The sequence below is a fragment of the Microbulbifer maximicatervae (SeqCode) genome (genome assembly GCF_052467615.1).
Map to the genome: position 1 here is coordinate 2,371,142 of NZ_CP174319.1, position 16,242 is coordinate 2,387,383.

Sequence of the window (16,242 nt, forward strand, 5' to 3'; positions counted from 1 at the left end):
ATAGCTTCACCAAAGTGTCGCCTCTTTACGATCAACCCACTATAGGAATATTTTCTTAACTTCTAAAGATTTTTAAGGCAGGATGGAAATGATGTATCAGCAGCATTGTTAGACCACACATTTAAACCATCACTACAATCTGACTCTTCATTATCATCCAAAATATCATCATTACCACTTCCAGTTACAGTATTCCCTGTCACTAAATTATCCATGTTAGGATATGTATAGGGTGCGCCTATTCCAATCCCCGTACGTAGACTGCCTACCACTGTATTACTTTCAATTACGCAATACGAAGCACCTATACTCTCTCCATCAACTACTAATGCACCCAATATAATCCCCAACTCACTATTCTCTACATAATTATTTCCTATATATGAATAGAAACCAAAGCCAGCTATTCCATATTCTAAAAATCCAGACACATTATTACCAACGGCAACATTTCTCTCACCATCTAGCTCCAAACCAGATGCTATTACGTTAGTAGTGTTCGATACCGTGCTTTGACGAATTAGATTACCGTCACTTTGTGCAAAAATTGCTGCACTAGAGGATTCTTCAACTGTTACACCAATCACTTTATGGGAACCATCTCCATCCAACAACAACCCTAAATCACAATTAGTGACAACCCCGCCCATGACAACCCCAGATCTCCCCAGCATATGGATTCCTATACCATTAGTTGTGCACTCAATAGAACCCTCACCTTCTATTACAAGGAAACCCTCCGGCCCCTCAATAGTTAGCGCTGGATCATCATTGCAAGATAATGCGTCAGTGAGGACTTGAGAATTGGCAATAATATCTCCGCACTGGACAGCAAAACTACCGGTAGAATAAACACATGAAAACAGCATCACTAATCCAGTCGCGTAGATATCCTTTGGGTAATTAAACATGGATTGAGCCCTGGTAAGAATGTAAAAAAATATCACCTCAGTATCGCCTGTCCGTATTACCCTGCCATAGGAACATCATCTCAATCCATAGAAAATAACATGCTTGCACAGACCAATTCCCAAACACACATAAGAAGAATTCTTCCTGCTTCATCAACCCCTCTAAGGTGCACTGCTTATTTTGCCTTGGTCACCCAATCCAATAACGAATAACAAAGATGAAAAACTCTGCAAGTTAGAGTTCCATAATTTAACTTAAGAGCCAATAGAGAAGCTACAGGATTACCCGCAGCAAAGTGGATTAACGCAGAACAATCAAGCTCGTGCCAATTAATTAATAATCCAATGACCCCTAAAATAAAAAAGGCCCCATTGGGGCCTTTTCAATCTCAGCTAGCTCAGCAATTATGCATTTAGAGCTTTAAACTCGCGTCTACGGCGGTGCAGAACCGGCTCGGTATAACCATTAGGCTGGGCACAACCTTCGAATACCAGCTCACAAGCAGCCTGGAAGGCAACGCTCTTATCAAAGTTCGGTGCCATATCGTTATAATTGGAGTCGCCGGCATTCTGGCGATCTACCACAGCAGCCATACGCTCCATGGTTTCACGCACTTGCTTTTCGCTAACGATACCGTGCTTGAGCCAGTTGGCGATATGCTGAGAGGAAATCCTCAGGGTTGCACGGTCTTCCATCAGGCCGACATCATTGATATCCGGCACCTTGGAGCAACCCACGCCCTGCTCTACCCAGCGCACTACATAGCCGAGAATACCTTGGGCATTGTTGTCCAACTCAAGCTGGATATCTTTAGCACTCCAGTTGGTTTCAGCCGCTACCGGAACCGTTAAAATATCTTCCAGCTTAGCGTGATGGCGATGTTGAATCTCTTCCTGGCGGCGATTCACATCCACTTTGTGGTAGTGCAAGGCGTGCAAGGTAGCAGCCGTGGGCGACGGTACCCACGCCGTGTTGGCACCGGCCATTGGGTGGGCCAACTTAGCGTGCATCATGGCTGACATCTGGTCTGGAATTGGCCACATGCCTTTACCAATTTGCGCTCTGCCCTTCAGGCCACTGTTCAGGCCAACATCCACATTCCATTCTTCGTAAGCGTTAATCCATGTGGATTGCTTCATATCACCCTTGCGAATCATGGGGCCCGCAAGCATGGAAGTATGGATCTCGTCACCGGTGCGATCGAGGAAACCAGTATTAATAAAGACTACACGCTCTTTCGCTTCGGCAATACAAGCTTTGAGGTTCACAGTGGTGCGACGCTCTTCGTCCATAATGCCCATTTTTACTGTGTAACGGGGCAGATCGAGCGCATCTTCGATTCGGTTAAACAGAGTATTGGCGAAAGCCACTTCCTCTGGGCCGTGCATCTTTGGTTTTACGATATAGATGCTGCCTTCACGGGAATTCTTGATCGGGCTCTCACCACGAAGGTCATGCAAAGCGATCAAACTGGTGATCATGCCGTCGAGAATCCCTTCGGGGATTTCCTGGCCATCGCCGAACAGCACTGCATCGTTGGTCATCAGGTGGCCGACGTTGCGCACGAACATCAGGCTGCGCCCCGGTAAGGTAACCTGGTTGCCGTTCGGGGAGGTGTACTCACGATCTGCATTGAGCTTTCGTTCAAAGGACTTGCCGCCTTTGCTAATGGTTTCCTTCAGGTCGCCCTTCATCAGACCGAGCCAGTTGCGGTAAACCACTACCTTATCTTCAGCATCGACAGCCGCTACCGAATCTTCGCAATCCATAATGGTGGTCAGCGCAGATTCCATTAGCACATCTTTCACACCGGCATCATCGGTTTTGCCGATGGGGCTCTCGCGATCCACCTGGATCTCAAAGTGCAAACCGTGCTGCTTCAGCAGGATGCTGGAGGGCTCTTCACTGTCACCCAAATAACCAACAAACTGCTTGGCATCTTTTAAGGTGGCGATGTCGCCATTGGCCTGTACCACTTCCAGCAGTGAGCCATTGATGCGGTATTGCACCGCCTCAGCGTGACTACCGCAGGTAAGCGGGGCCGACTGATCGAGGAAGTTGCGTGCATATTCGATCACTTTAGTGCCGCGAACCGGGTTGTATTCCGTACCTTTTTCCGCGCCACCCTCTTCACTGATCACATCTGTACCGTAGAGTGCGTCGTAAAGGCTGCCCCAGCGCGCGTTTGCCGCATTGAGCGCATAGCGTGCATTCATTACCGGCACAACCAGCTGAGGTCCCGCCAGGATGGCGATCTCTTCATCGACATTTTCGGTAGTTGCGCTGAATTCAGCAGGCTCGTCGGCTAGGTAGCCGATCTCTCGCAGGAAGGTCTGGTAGCCTTCCAGATCGCGGAAACCCTCGGGGTTGTCCGTGTGCCAGCGATCCAGGGTCTCCTGCAGTTCATCGCGTTTTTCCAGCAAGGCGCGATTTACCGGGGCCAGATCGTGGACAATAGATTCCAATTTGGCCCAGAAAGCTTCGGCGCTAACTCCAGTTCCTGGAATCACCTCCTCGCAAACCAGGTTGTATAGTTCTGGTGCGATTTGCAGATCGCCGATTTGGACTCGTTCCGTCATACCCAGGGCCTCTCATCAGATTGTTGGAATAGCGGCATTCTAAACAGCCATTTCCACATACCGCTAATTTATAGACACAATTCCCACTATTCATAGATCGAATTTTTATGACAAAGCAGTTGATGTGTGTTTGCCCGGACAGAACCGCGCAGACACAGCGTCCACCGGCAACATCGTTACAAAGCGCGGCCAATATCGAGTATTAAACGGCGCAGCCAGCGGTGCGGGGCGCTCTGTTGCAACAGCGGGCTCCAAGCCATTTTTAACTCCAAATTGGGAATATCCAGGGGCGGGTCACGCCTCACCACGCGGGGATTATCACTGGCCAATTGAGCCAGGCGAGTGGGCACCGTTACGATCAGATCGCTCTGTTCAGCCAGCAGCATAGCTACCTGGTAGTGACGGGTGAAAACGGAGATATCCCGTTTCTCTCCCAAACGACCTATGGCCTCATCCACCCAGCCCAAGCGCTGTACATCTTCCGGGTTAACTCCGACACCCACCCCCATACCAGTCTTGCTCACCCAGATATGCTGGGCTTCCAGATAACTCTGCAGATTGTAATCCCGGAGTATCGGGTTATCGGCGCGCATCACACAGGAGAAGCTGTCGCGCCATACGGTGGCCTGGTGAAAGCTCTGCGGCATGCTGTCAAAGCGGTTGATCACCATATCCACTTTGCCTTGCTCTACATCCACAAAGCTCACATCACTGGGCGTCATGATATCCAGGCTGATACCCGGGGCGTCATCCCGAAGCTGCTTTAACAGCGGCGGTATCAGGGTGGACTCGGCGTAGTCACTGGCCATGATGCGGAAGGTGCGGCGGGTATTGGCGGGGTCAAAATCCCGATTTGGCTGGATAACCCGATCAATGGAGGAGAGTGCTTCGCGCACCATCGGCTGCAATTCCAAAGCCCTTTCCGTGGGCATCATGCCCTCACGGGTGCGCACCAGCAACGGATCGTCAAACAGTTCCCGCAGGCGCTTCAGGCCATTACTCATGGCCGGCTGGGACAGCCCCAGGTAATTGGCTGCACGGGTCACATTGCGTTCGCGCAGCAGCACATCGAGGTAAACCAGCAGGTTCAGGTCAGCTCTTTCCAGTTGCATACATCTATTCGCCAAATCGATAGTGAAAATAAAATCAATAAATTAGGCAAATTATGCCACTCCTCCTAAGATACTCAACACCTAATCGCAGTCACCGTTTAAGGATTTACAGTCATGTCCACTTACACTCAAGACATCGACGCGGTAGCAAAGCTCCGTGAAAGCCATGGCAGCTCCTGGGACGCCATCGATCCCGAATCTGTTGCCCGTATGCGTGCCCAGAACAAATTCAAGCACGGCCTGGATATCGCCAAGTACACCGCTGATATCATGCGCGCCGACATGGAAAACTACGACAAGGACACGTCCAAGTACACCCAGTCACTGGGTTGCTGGCACGGCTTCATCGGTCAGCAGAAGATGATTTCTATTAAGAAGCACTTCGAAGGCAATACCGACCGCCGCTACCTGTACCTGTCCGGCTGGATGGTTGCCGCTCTGCGCAGCGAATTCGGTCCTCTGCCCGACCAGTCCATGCACGAAAAAACTTCCGTAGCTGCTCTGATCGAAGAGCTCTACACCTTCCTGCGCCAGGCTGATGCCCGCGAACTGAACGACCTGTTCCGCGAAGTGGACGCCGCTCGCGAAGCTGGCGATAAAGAAGCTGAGAAAGCTGCCCAGGACAAGATCGACAACCACAAGACTCACATTGTACCGATCATCGCCGACATCGATGCAGGTTTTGGTAACGCCGAAGCAACTTACCTGCTGGCCAAGAAAATGATCGAAGCGGGTGCTTGCTGTATCCAAATCGAAAACCAGGTTTCTGACGAGAAGCAGTGTGGTCACCAGGACGGTAAAGTAACCGTTCCTCACGAAGACTTCCTGGCCAAGATCCGCGCAGTTCGCTACGCGTTCCTGGAACTGGGCGTAGACAACGGTGTTATCGTTGCCCGTACCGACTCCCTGGGCGCTGGCCTGACCAAGCAAATAGCTGTAACCAATAAACCGGGTGACCTGGGTGACCAGTACAACTCCTTCCTGGATTGCGAAGAAATCGATGCTTCCGAGCTGGCCAACGGCGACGTAATCATCAATCGCGAAGGCAAGCTGCTGCGTCCTAAGCGTCTGGCTTCCAACCTGTTCCAGTTCCGCAAGGGCACTGGCGAAGCGCGCTGCATCCTGGACAGCATCACCTCTTTGCAGAACGGTGCAGACCTGATCTGGATCGAAACCGAGAAGCCTCACGTTCGCCAGATCGGCGGCATGATGGACGAAATTCGCAAAGTCGTTCCCGATGCGAAGCTGGTTTACAACAACAGCCCGTCCTTCAACTGGACCCTGAACTTCCGTCAGCAGGTATTCGATGCCTGGTCTGAAGAAGGTAAAGACGTATCCGCATACGACCGCGCCAACCTGATGAGCGCCGAATACGACGACTCTGAGCTGTCTGCAGCGGCCGACGAGAAGATCCGTACCTTCCAGGCCGACGCGGCTCGCGAAGCTGGTATCTTCCACCACCTGATCACTCTGCCGACTTACCACACTGCGGCCCTGTCTACCGACAACCTGGCCAAAGAGTACTTCGGTGAGCAAGGTATGCTGGGCTATGTGAAAGGCGTACAGCGCAAAGAGATCCGTCAGAGCATCGCCTGCGTTAAGCACCAGAACATGGCTGGTTCCGACATCGGCGACGACCACAAAGAATACTTTGCTGGTGATGCTGCCCTGAAGGCTGGTGGTAAAGACAACACCATGAACCAGTTCGGTTAATCGACCGGTACGGTTTCAGTAAATTTGAGGCGGCACTTGCCGCCTCTTTTTTTGAACCCATTGGGTTCATCTCAAAGCACCGCAAGTTTGCCTACGCTTTGATCTCTGCAATTTTTATTACCTGGGCCGCTACTGCGGCCCTTTTTTATTCCGAAACTGAACTACCCCGGTTCTTTCCCTCGCAAAGACAACTCCTCGGCTAGCCTTAAAGCACCCTCGTTGAAATTCGCGCATCATGAGCGATCAAAATTTAATTCTGATATTCAATTGCGGCAGCTCGTCAGTGAAGTTTTCCGTGCTGGACCCAGATTCGGGTGCAGAACATCTTGCTGGTATCGCGGAAGCCCTTGGCACCCCCAAAGCCAAACTGAAATGGCACTATCAAGGGACAGAAGACTCCCATCGGCTCGCGCTGGATAGCGACCACGCGGCGGTAATTAATGAGCTGGTAACACAGTTTGACCAGGCCTGGTCAGAGTTACAGGATGGGTTAAAAGCGATAGGTCACCGAGTCGTCCATGGCGGCGAGCATTTCTCCAGCTCTGTTCTGATCAACCAGAAGGTAATGGCCTGTATCGAAGAGTGCTGTGACTTGGCCCCCTTGCATAACCCCGCTGCTCTCAAAGGGATCTACGCCGCTCTCGATGCTTTCCCCCAACTACCCCAAGTCGCCGTTTTTGATACCGCCTTTCATCAGCAAATGCCGAAGTATGCGTATCTATACGGGCTCCCCTACCCACTGTACGAAGAGCACAAGATCCGCCGCTATGGCATGCATGGCAGTAGCTATCAGTACATTGGCGAGCGGTGCGCCGAACTACTGGGAAAACAGACGGCTGAACTCAATATCATTGCTGCCCACCTCGGTGGCGGCGCCTCTATTTGCGCCATCAAACAGGGGCGCAGTGTAGATACAAGCATGGGGCTTACACCTCTTGAAGGACTGGTAATGGGGAGTCGCTGCGGCGATCTGGACCCGGGAATACTCCTCTACTTACAGCAAGCGCTGGGATATACCCAAGCCTCACTTGAGCAGCTGCTAAATAGAGAAAGCGGTATGTTGGGCATATCCACCCTGAGCAGTGATTGCCGCGCACTGGAGCAAGCTGCCGAGAAAGATCATCAGAGAGCCAAACTCGCCCTGGAAATATTCTGTTACCGCCTGGCCAAATATATTGCTGCTTACACCATCCCCTTGGGTAGCGTCGATGCTTTGGTATTCACAGGCGGTATCGGGGAGAACTCCTCCGGGGTGCGAAGCCGGACCATCGAATGGCTCAAGCCCTTAGGCTACCAACTCAACCCCGAAGCCAATCAGAAAACCAAGTCGCAAGTAGAGGGGTTAATCTCTGCGCAGGAAACTCCCAACATCCTGGTAATCCCCACTAAGGAAGACTGGATTATTGCCCGGGATACATCGCGCTTGGTGCAGTCTTAAACATGCTGCGACACAGCAACGCCAGAACCCTGATGCTGGTTCCCCTGGAAGCGGGAGCCGGCATCACCTCTGTAAGCCTGGGTTTAATTCGGGCGCTAGACCGAAAAAGTATTGAGCTTCAATTTTTTAAACCTGTTGCCGAGCCCCCACCCCCAGACGGCACTATAGAGCGCACCACTGAAATCTTGCGACAAACATCCAACCTAGCCATCCCCAGCTCACTGAGTGCCGAATATGCGGACTCGATGGTATCTACCGGAAAAATGGCGGATTTACTGGAAGAGATTCTCGCCCGTTTCAGACGAATCTCGGCGAAGGCTGAGGTTAACGTGATCGAAGGTGTACTACCCAGCCGCGACAATCCCGTGACTAACCAACTGAATTATCAAATTGCCAAAACCCTAGATGCGGAAGTGGTACTCGTCGCCTGTCCATCTCCCGGTGCCAGCGATTCAATCAAGCAACTTCGCGAGAGACTGGAATTTGCCATTCGTCTTTATGGCGGCGAGGATGCAAAGCGCGTAGTGGGCTGCATCATCAATAAAGTGGGTCTGCCAGCGGAAATTATGGATACTCCCGGAGCTCATTTAATTGGACTGCATTCACAACTGGAATCTAGCAAAGAAAGCCCCCCTAGTCTGACCCCTGAGATACTTTCAAAGCAGATTCCACTGCGTATTGTCGGTTTTATTCCCTGGAATGCAGAACTGCTCTCCCCCCGTGCACTCGACCTGGCGCGGCACTTTAACGCAAAGGTACTCAATAAAGGAGAGCTGGAAACACGCAGGTTACATACCGTCACATTCTGCTCCCGCTCACTGCCCAATATGTTGAGAAGATTTAAGCCTGGGGCCATGCTGGTAACTTCTGCCGATAGGCCCGATGTGGTTGTGGGTGCATGTTTGGCCGTGATGAATGGAGTAAAAATTGGATGCCTGCTATTAACCGGCGGCTACCATTTGGACAAAGCCATTTTGAAACTGTGCACACCGGCCATGGAAACAGGCCTACCCATTTTACTGGTGCCTTCCAATACCTGGCACACGGTGATGTCACTGCAGACTTTTAATTTGCGCACCCCATCAGATGACAGAAATCGCGTGGACCGGGTGCAGGAATTTTTCGCCAGTCGCCTGGATGAAGAGTGGGTGGAATCACTGAGCCAACAAAGTGAAATCCCCAAACGCCTTTCACCTCCGGCATTCCGCTACCACCTCACGGAACTGGCCCGGCGCCGCACTATGCGGATTGTCCTACCCGAAGGAACCGAACCCCGCACCATTCGCGCCGCCCAGCTCTGCCTGGAGAGAGAGATTGCACACCCGGTTTTACTGGGCGAAGAAAAAGATATTTTCAAAATTGCTGAGCAGCAGGGGTTAAAGCTCAATAAAAAGTTGGAAATTGTCGATCCCAAGGCGGTGAGGGCACACTATGTGGAGCCCATGGTTGCCCTGCGTAAAAACAAGGGACTTACTCAAGTAGTGGCACTTGAGCAGCTACAGGATAATGTGGTTCTCGGAACCATGATGTTGGCATTGGGTGAAGTGGATGGACTGGTGTCCGGCGCTATTCACACAACAGCCAATACCATTCGGCCCGCCCTGCAACTGATCAAAACCGCCCCGGATGAAGAGCTGGTTTCCTCGATATTTTTTATGCTGCTCCCTGAACAGGTACTGGTCTACGGAGATTGCGCGATCAATCCCGATCCCGATGCACAGCAACTCGCCGCTATAGCCATTCAATCAGCAGATTCCGCAGCGGCATTTGGTATAGAACCCCGAGTCGCAATGATCAGTTACTCCACCGGCACATCCGGCAGCGGCAGCGATGTCGATAAAGTCCGCGAGGCCACCCAGCTGGCCAAACAGAAGAGACCGCAGCTAATTATTGATGGCCCCCTTCAATACGATGCCGCCTTAATCCGCAATGTCGCTGCCCAAAAAGCCCCGCACAGTCCCGTGGCCGGCAGGGCCACAGTTTTTATCTTTCCCGACCTGAATACCGGCAACACTACCTACAAAGCCGTTCAACGCAGCGCTGACTTAGTGAGTATTGGGCCAATGTTGCAGGGATTGCGCAAGCCGGTTAACGACCTATCACGGGGCGCACTCGTGGATGATATTGTGTATACCATTGCCCTCACCGCCATCCAGGCCCAGGGCAAACTTCACTAATTTTATTTACTCACGACGCAGGGGCCTTCGCTGGTCGATATACTCTTGTAACGCGGCCGCAACGGTATAGGCTTCCAGCCTGTGCTCATAGGTCTCTGTATGATCGTACCCCATTCGCTGTAAGCAGCGCTGGATATAGTCGGCACTTGAGGATTTATCGTGCCAGACCCGACGACCTTTAAAAATATTGGCCAACACTTTCCACCAACTTTTATCGGCGGAGCGCAAGTGCTGTAGGGCTACCGCTAGCAGGGCTTCCTCATCAGAGAAATCAGTACCCAGTGGATAGTGAGGCAGTTCCGCCAGGCATTTTTCGTCATTGAATACACTGGCGAGGTGTTCAGGTGTGTTTTTATTGAAACTCTCGGGAATCGAAAAGCTTTTTTCTATCTTCCCCGCGTGCTTGGCCTGCTCTAGCAATACAGCTTGAAAGCGGGTATCACAGATACTGAGCATGGCCACCATTACATCCCGGTCTGTTTTACCACGCAAATCGACTGCGCCATATTCCGTCACAACCACATCGCGCAAATGCCGGGGAATCGTCGTGTGAGGATATTCCCACACAATATTACTCTCGCAGACACCATCGCGCATTCGCACACTGGGGAGCGCAATAATGGATCGGGCCCCTGGCAAGTCCCAAGCCTGGGCGACAAAGTTATATTGCCCTCCCACCCCACTCACCACGTGGTTATCCACCAAGGCATCCGAGACAACCGCCCCTCCAAGTGTCACCATCATGGCCGAATTTACAAAGCGCGCATGCTGTCGCTGCGCCAGCTTTAGGTCTCTTTGGGATTGGAGGTCATTGGTAAAACTGATGTCAATCATATCGAGACCTGCACCCTCCTTAGGGTCCAGATCCCGCAACTCTCGATACATAAGTTCCGGCCCCAGATAGAAGCCGCCATGTAACCAGATCCCCCCAGCGATCTTTTTATTCAGGCAACTACCAATTAGACGGCGGCGCCCATGTTCGCTGTGAAGATCACACTCCTCTTCTTCACCATCAGGAGTCAGCAACTTATGGCCCCGCCAACTGTAGCTGGGGTCCACAATGCCAAGCTGCTGTAAAAAATCTGTATCTGCCACGGTTAAAGGGCAACTGATACGGCCAGCATTCTTTAATGCAAGCAGCGTTTCTTCCTGCACAGTATCAGTAATCTGATCGCTATCGAGCAGATGTTGAATTGTCGCATCAGCGTAGACTCTACGGGTCAGAACCCCCGCTCTGCGCAAATGGAGAAAACCGTGGGGCACCATTTCACTGGCCCCATAAAGGCCCCGCTTAAAGGTGCCAGTACATAGAGGCAGTTCCTCTCGGTAGCGCTTAGCATCCTCTTCCACCAAGTCATCCAGAATCCGGCAAAAGAGGGCGTTTTCCTTATGCCTCAAGCGCAGTACATGGCAAACCGCATCTCCCAGGGCGCCGATACCTACTTGAAGGGTTCCTCCATCTTCAACCAGACTGGCGATATGGTAGGCGATGCTGTATTCGGTAAAGGTTACTGGCAGGGCCGGAGCCGCAAACAGCGGCGTATCAAAAGTTTCGCCTTTCAGCAAAAAGTCAAAAGCACTGGCCGGTAGCTCACTGCTTCCATGGATATAGGGCAGCTGTGTATTTACTTCACCCAATAAAAACAGGGGGTAGTCCTTGCGCTGAGCAGCCAGCTTTAGAACAGGCAGTGTCAGGTCTGGGTTGCAACTTAAACTGAACTTACCTCCACACTCTGAAGGCGCCACCATTTGCGCAATAACGTTAACCCCCCGACTGATCAGCTCACCGGGTACCTGGGTATAATTTGCACTCACGTAGTGTTGCTGCGCATAGTTGTTGCCGAGCAGCGAACCGGGCTCCATAAAGAATTCAATAACCTGGATATTACCTGGCAGGTGCCCTTTCCTCCTCGCGGGAACATAAGCAAGGTCTTGGTATTGACTGTAATGGGTATCCAGAAGTGGCTGGATAAAGCGCCGGGAAATATCACTATCCCCACGGGGGCGCTCCAGCGTCAGGGCCGTAAATATCGTCAGAGAAATCGTATGATCTTCTGCCGCTCGAGCGTATAGCGTATTAGCGAAATGGTTTGCCTTACCAAGCCCCAGCGGTAATGCCAGAACTATTTTCTTGCCGACGACTTCTAAAAGCTTATCGACACATTCCTCGGCACTGGTAAAGCTCTCTGGAGAATTCTTGTGCGCAGATTCCATCGGAGGTAGCTTTCCTCAAACCTTATTGGACTGTGCCCGCACACCCACCCAAGTGCTCGAAGTGATCCACCTGAATTGCCTTCTCTACAGCATCCGCTGCATCGTAGAGTATCTCAGCCTCTTCATCGCTGATTAGATTTTTCTTTAACCCTTCTTCCACGCTATCCCTGCTCAGGTTGCGAATACCGCCTTTTTTTAATTTTTCACGAGCCCGCTCGGAAGCGCATACCCGATCAAACGCCTGCTCAACAATATCTACCCCATCCCCGGGAGTTCCGAGAAAAACTCCACTGGTCAGCCGGTCGCGAGTTGCCGACGGCGTCAACAGTAATTCCGCACAGGCCTTGGCTTGCCGATCCGATGCGGTGTGGACACTGTGACCCCAAGGCATGGTGAGGAAGTGCATTACTTGGCCAATAAATGGCCGGGGGAAATTTTGAAACACCTCCAACAAATTGACTTCGATCTTATGCAACCCATCTCGCATAGCAAATTCCAGCAGGGGGAGGTCATCCTTAGGGTTGCCATCATCATAAAAGCGCTTCAGGGTGCAGCTGAGCAGATACAGCTGACTCAAGACATCGCCCAATCGGGAAGAAATCAATTCTTTTCGCTTGAGTTCTCCTCCCAGGGTCATCAAGGAAAATTCGGTGACCAGAGATAGCACTGCCGAGTACCGATTCAGTTGCCGGTAGTACTTGGCGGCGTGCCCTACGTTGCGAGGGCTGCTGGCAAACAAGCCCACCGTCCAGCCGTGAAAAATACCCCGGCACAGGGTTTTGAATTGAAACCACATATGCTTGGGCAGCAACTTATCCAGTTCGTCCAAACCCGCTTCATGATCCGGATTTTCTGCCGCCAACATCTCCTGCAAGATATAGGGGTGACAGCGAATTGCGCCCTGGCCAAAGATCATCAAACTGCGAGTGAGAAGATTGGCCCCCTCTACCGTAATTGCTACCGGTATCGCTCGATAAACATTACCCAGGTAATTTAATGGACCATCCATAATGGCCTTGCCCGCATGAATATCCATTGCATCAATAATGGCCTGGCGTAGACCACAAGTAGCATTGGCTTTCATAATTGCGGTGATCACCGCTGGTTTTCGCCCCTCATCCAGGGCACGGGTAGTCGTTTTATGGGCGCTGTCCAATACAAAGGCGATAGAAGCAATTTCAGCCAAGCGGCGTTGCACGCCTTCAAAGCGGCCAACGGGCACATTAAATTGCTCTCGAACCCGGGCGTAAGCACCGGTCATGCGCGCGGCCATTTTTGCCCCACCGGTAGACAGGGATGGCAGAGAAATTCCTCGGCCTGCGGCAAGGGCACTCATCAGCATTTCCCAACCTTTGCCGACATTCTCCTCGCCGCCAATAATCCAATCCATCGGCATAAAAACATCTTTTCCCCAGTTGGGCCCGTTCTGAAATGCTTGCAGCGCTGGGAGATGCCTCTGACCAATGGAAACTCCCGGTGTATCTGTGGGCACCAGGGCAACCGTAATACCCAGCTCTTCTTCATCGCCGAGAATATGGTCTGGGTCATAGAGCTTGAAGGCCAAACCTAACACCGTGGCTATCGGGCCCAAGGTGATATAGCGCTTATGCCAATTAACACGCATACCAAGGACCTTTTCGCCTTGATATTCGCCGTAACAGACTACGCCACGGTCAATCATGGATGCCGCATCAGATCCGGCCTCCGGACTGGTCAGCGCAAAGCAGGGAATATCAGTGCCATCTGCCAGACGTGGCAAATAGTAGTCCTTTTGCTCTTGCGTACCGTGAGCCAGTAGCAGCTCTCCCGGGCCCAATGAGTTAGGCACCATTACTGTGACACCCACACAGGTACTGCGGGTGGTAATTTTGGTCACTATCTCCGCATGAGCTGTCGGGGAAAAGCCAAGGCCGCCATATTTCTTGGGAATAATAATGCCAAAAAAGCGATTTTTCCGAAGGAAATCCCAAACATGCTCCGGAATATTGCGATCCACATAGCTGATTTGCCAATCGTTGATCATTCGGCACAGCTCTTCGACTGGCCCCTCCAGGAAAGCCTGCTCCTCTTCATTGAGCGCAGGTGGACCCATCCCCAACAATTGATCCCAATGTGGTTTACCTGACAATAACTCAGCGTCCCACCAAACCTCACCCGCTTCCATCGCCTCCCTTTCTGTTTCAGAAATTGGCGGAAGTACCCGTTTAATAATTTTTAAAAGAGGCGCGGTAAAGAATTTTTTGCGCAATTCGCTCATTTTCACCTTCCATAGCGGCAGCCGTTGCAACAAACACTGCCAATTCCCGCAGGGTCGAGAGAGTCATCAATGCACAATAATAGGAGACGTTTGATTGCAGGTAAGAATTCACAGAAGAAATCCATGCCCCTACCCTGATAGACATTTTATTTTTCAACAAAACCGGCGTTGTTTTTTTTAGGGCCATTGAAAAGTTATTGAGATTAGCTTTTTCTCACTCCGTCCACAGCAATTCGTATTGTGAGACCCCATCACCCCCTTTCAATTAAATAACCATTTTTTCCAGGGACTTGGCCTTATAACTTTTTGAAAGGGAAAGAAAAATAAACAAGGATTTTGACATGAAGCGATTAACGGCAATATCTCTCACCAGCGTCAGCCTGATGCTCCCTTCATTAATTTACGCCGATCTTATCGGCGAAGCACCACGCTTAGACCCTGCAGATAGGATTAGCCAGGATGAAATTTCCCAAGGACAACTTCACCTCGACGAAATACGTGAAGCGGGGCTGATTATTTTCAGCACGCCTTTCAATCGTTACGACGGCTTTGGTGATGGCCCCCACGATTTTTCTGAACCGGACAACCACTCCCCCACCGGAGGTAACAGGCCCACCCTGCAAGGTAATGGCACATTTTTACGGGTCAATGGCCTCGATGCGCAAAATTGCCTGGAGTGCCATACCATTATCAGCAATCGAACAACGCCACCCAGATTGGGCATTGGTGGAGGTGGAGGATTCGGAACCAGCGTATTATTCCGTCCCGCCAATATCGATGTTATCGATGAAAACTTTGACGGTATCGCAGAGTTTGATGGGCGGCTGATTAATCCGGTATTTTTATTTGGCGCTGGGGGGATTGAATTGGTTGGTCGTGAGATGACCCATGAATTACAAAATCTTAAACAACACGCCCTCAACAACCCCGGCACCATCGTTGAACTGGAAACAAAATCAGTCAGTTTTGGGAGCATCATTGCCGACGAGTACGGCAATTTGGATACAACCAATGTCGAAGGCGTCGAGCACGATTTGGTTGTCAGGCCATTTGGTCGAAAAGGTGACAACGCCTCAGTCAGGGAGTTCGATGTCTCCGCCTTGGCATTTCATATGGGGATGCAGGCCTCGGAAGCCTTTGGCGGAGCAACAGCAGATGCTGATAATGACGGAGTCGTCAACGAAATCACCGTTGGGGACTTATCCGCACTGAGTATCTTTATTACCACCCTGGAACCACCATTCGATGTCGATGACAGAGAACACCGTGACGGCCGGAGGCTTTTCTCCGATATTGGCTGCGCCGACTGCCATCGCCCAACGATGGTCACCCAGAGAAGGACCCTCCCTTATAAACTTACCGGCTCTCCAGAAACTCCCTTTGAAGACATTTTTTACGAAGTGGACCTCACCAAGCAACCGACAAATTTTCGCCAAACCCGCAATGGCGGAATAGAGGTCGCAATGTTCTCTGATCTCAAGCGCCACGATATGGGCGAGGGGCTGGCTGAGAACGCCTTCTTCCAAACGGACCAGCAAAACCGTGAGTTTATTACCGCACGCCTTTGGGGAGTGGCCGATACCGCGCCCTATTTACACGACGGCAGAGCCACTACGTTGGCAGAAGCCATATTTCTCCACGACAACCCCGGAAGCGAGGCCAGTAACGCAGCACAGAATTTCAAGTATTTAAGTGAAAATGATCAGAATAAGATCTTGGCATTTTTGATGACCCTGAGAATGCCGGAGAATCCCGCTGATGATCTAATTGATCCCCGCTGAGTTGATTCTCAACAACTGGCAGCGCTTTTGGGCTGCCAGTTTCCAGACCCAATGGACTT

At 51.3% G+C, this 16,242-nt stretch carries 10 protein-coding genes; 4 read left to right on the forward strand and 6 right to left on the reverse strand.

What is annotated here, in order from left to right:
- Positions 1-62: 62 nt before the first annotated feature.
- The 3 genes from ACJJIM_RS10565 to ACJJIM_RS10575 all read right to left on the reverse strand — a co-directional run bounded on the left by ACJJIM_RS10565 (position 63) and on the right by ACJJIM_RS10575 (position 4,603).
- Positions 63-911 carry a hypothetical protein gene (locus ACJJIM_RS10565; RefSeq protein WP_413662256.1) on the reverse strand — a complete coding sequence of 283 codons (849 nt, stop codon included), beginning with the start codon at positions 909-911 and terminating at the stop codon, positions 63-65.
- A gap of 405 nt (positions 912-1,316) precedes the next feature.
- Complete coding sequence (locus tag ACJJIM_RS10570) at positions 1,317-3,491, reverse strand: malate synthase G (protein WP_444913245.1); 2,175 nt, start codon at positions 3,489-3,491, stop codon at positions 1,317-1,319.
- A gap of 176 nt (positions 3,492-3,667) precedes the next feature.
- A complete protein-coding gene (locus tag ACJJIM_RS10575; RefSeq protein ID WP_108733532.1) occupies positions 3,668-4,603 on the reverse strand; it encodes a LysR family transcriptional regulator in 936 nt (311 codons plus the stop codon).
- Between the two features lie 114 nt (positions 4,604-4,717).
- Here ACJJIM_RS10575 and ACJJIM_RS10580 point away from each other — a divergent pair, with 114 nt between their 5' ends.
- From ACJJIM_RS10580 to pta, 3 genes are all read left to right on the forward strand, one after another.
- Positions 4,718-6,316, forward strand: coding sequence for an isocitrate lyase (locus tag ACJJIM_RS10580; RefSeq protein WP_282932507.1), 1,599 nt, complete (start codon positions 4,718-4,720; stop codon positions 6,314-6,316).
- 235 nt (positions 6,317-6,551) lie between these two features.
- Entirely contained in the window at positions 6,552-7,754 is a 1,203-nt protein-coding gene (locus tag ACJJIM_RS10585) for an acetate/propionate family kinase (RefSeq protein ID WP_444913246.1), read from the forward strand.
- 2 nt (positions 7,755-7,756) lie between these two features.
- Positions 7,757-9,931, forward strand: coding sequence for a phosphate acetyltransferase (gene pta / locus ACJJIM_RS10590; protein WP_444913247.1), 2,175 nt, complete (start codon positions 7,757-7,759; stop codon positions 9,929-9,931).
- Between the two features lie 6 nt (positions 9,932-9,937).
- Here the strand turns inward: pta and ACJJIM_RS10595 are convergent, their stop codons facing one another.
- The 3 genes from ACJJIM_RS10595 to ACJJIM_RS10605 are packed head-to-tail and all read right to left on the reverse strand — an operon-like array spanning position 9,938 to position 14,589.
- On the reverse strand, positions 9,938-12,145 hold the full coding sequence (locus ACJJIM_RS10595; protein WP_444913248.1) for an acetyl-CoA hydrolase/transferase C-terminal domain-containing protein: 2,208 nt from the start codon (positions 12,143-12,145) through the stop codon (positions 9,938-9,940).
- 22 nt (positions 12,146-12,167) lie between these two features.
- On the reverse strand, positions 12,168-14,402 hold the full coding sequence (locus tag ACJJIM_RS10600; RefSeq protein ID WP_413662260.1) for an acyl-CoA dehydrogenase: 2,235 nt from the start codon (positions 14,400-14,402) through the stop codon (positions 12,168-12,170).
- Positions 14,350-14,589 (reverse strand): hypothetical protein, encoded by a 240-nt coding sequence (locus tag ACJJIM_RS10605; RefSeq protein ID WP_413662261.1) that lies wholly within the window; start codon positions 14,587-14,589, stop codon positions 14,350-14,352. Before ACJJIM_RS10605 ends, ACJJIM_RS10600 begins: the two co-directional genes overlap by 53 nt.
- Positions 14,590-14,743: 154 nt before the next feature.
- Here ACJJIM_RS10605 and ACJJIM_RS10610 point away from each other — a divergent pair, with 154 nt between their 5' ends.
- On the forward strand, positions 14,744-16,183 hold the full coding sequence (locus ACJJIM_RS10610; RefSeq protein WP_444913249.1) for a di-heme oxidoredictase family protein: 1,440 nt from the start codon (positions 14,744-14,746) through the stop codon (positions 16,181-16,183).
- The last annotated feature ends 59 nt before the right edge of the window (positions 16,184-16,242 follow it).

Bases quoted from the DNA above. Each gene is read 5' to 3' on its own strand.
- ACJJIM_RS10595 (WP_444913248.1), bottom strand. From the start codon at position 12,145: ATGGAATCTGCGCACAAGAATTCTCCAGAGAGCTTTACCAGTGCCGAG.
- pta (WP_444913247.1), top strand. From the start codon at position 7,757: ATGCTGCGACACAGCAACGCCAGAACCCTGATGCTGGTTCCCCTGGAA.
- ACJJIM_RS10610 (WP_444913249.1), top strand. From the start codon at position 14,744: ATGAAGCGATTAACGGCAATATCTCTCACCAGCGTCAGCCTGATGCTC.
- ACJJIM_RS10605 (WP_413662261.1), bottom strand. From the start codon at position 14,589: ATGGCCCTAAAAAAAACAACGCCGGTTTTGTTGAAAAATAAAATGTCT.
- ACJJIM_RS10580 (WP_282932507.1), top strand. From the start codon at position 4,718: ATGTCCACTTACACTCAAGACATCGACGCGGTAGCAAAGCTCCGTGAA.
- ACJJIM_RS10585 (WP_444913246.1), top strand. From the start codon at position 6,552: ATGAGCGATCAAAATTTAATTCTGATATTCAATTGCGGCAGCTCGTCA.
- ACJJIM_RS10565 (WP_413662256.1), bottom strand. From the start codon at position 911: ATGTTTAATTACCCAAAGGATATCTACGCGACTGGATTAGTGATGCTG.
- ACJJIM_RS10600 (WP_413662260.1), bottom strand. From the start codon at position 14,402: ATGAGCGAATTGCGCAAAAAATTCTTTACCGCGCCTCTTTTAAAAATT.
- ACJJIM_RS10570 (WP_444913245.1), bottom strand. From the start codon at position 3,491: ATGACGGAACGAGTCCAAATCGGCGATCTGCAAATCGCACCAGAACTA.
- ACJJIM_RS10575 (WP_108733532.1), bottom strand. From the start codon at position 4,603: ATGCAACTGGAAAGAGCTGACCTGAACCTGCTGGTTTACCTCGATGTG.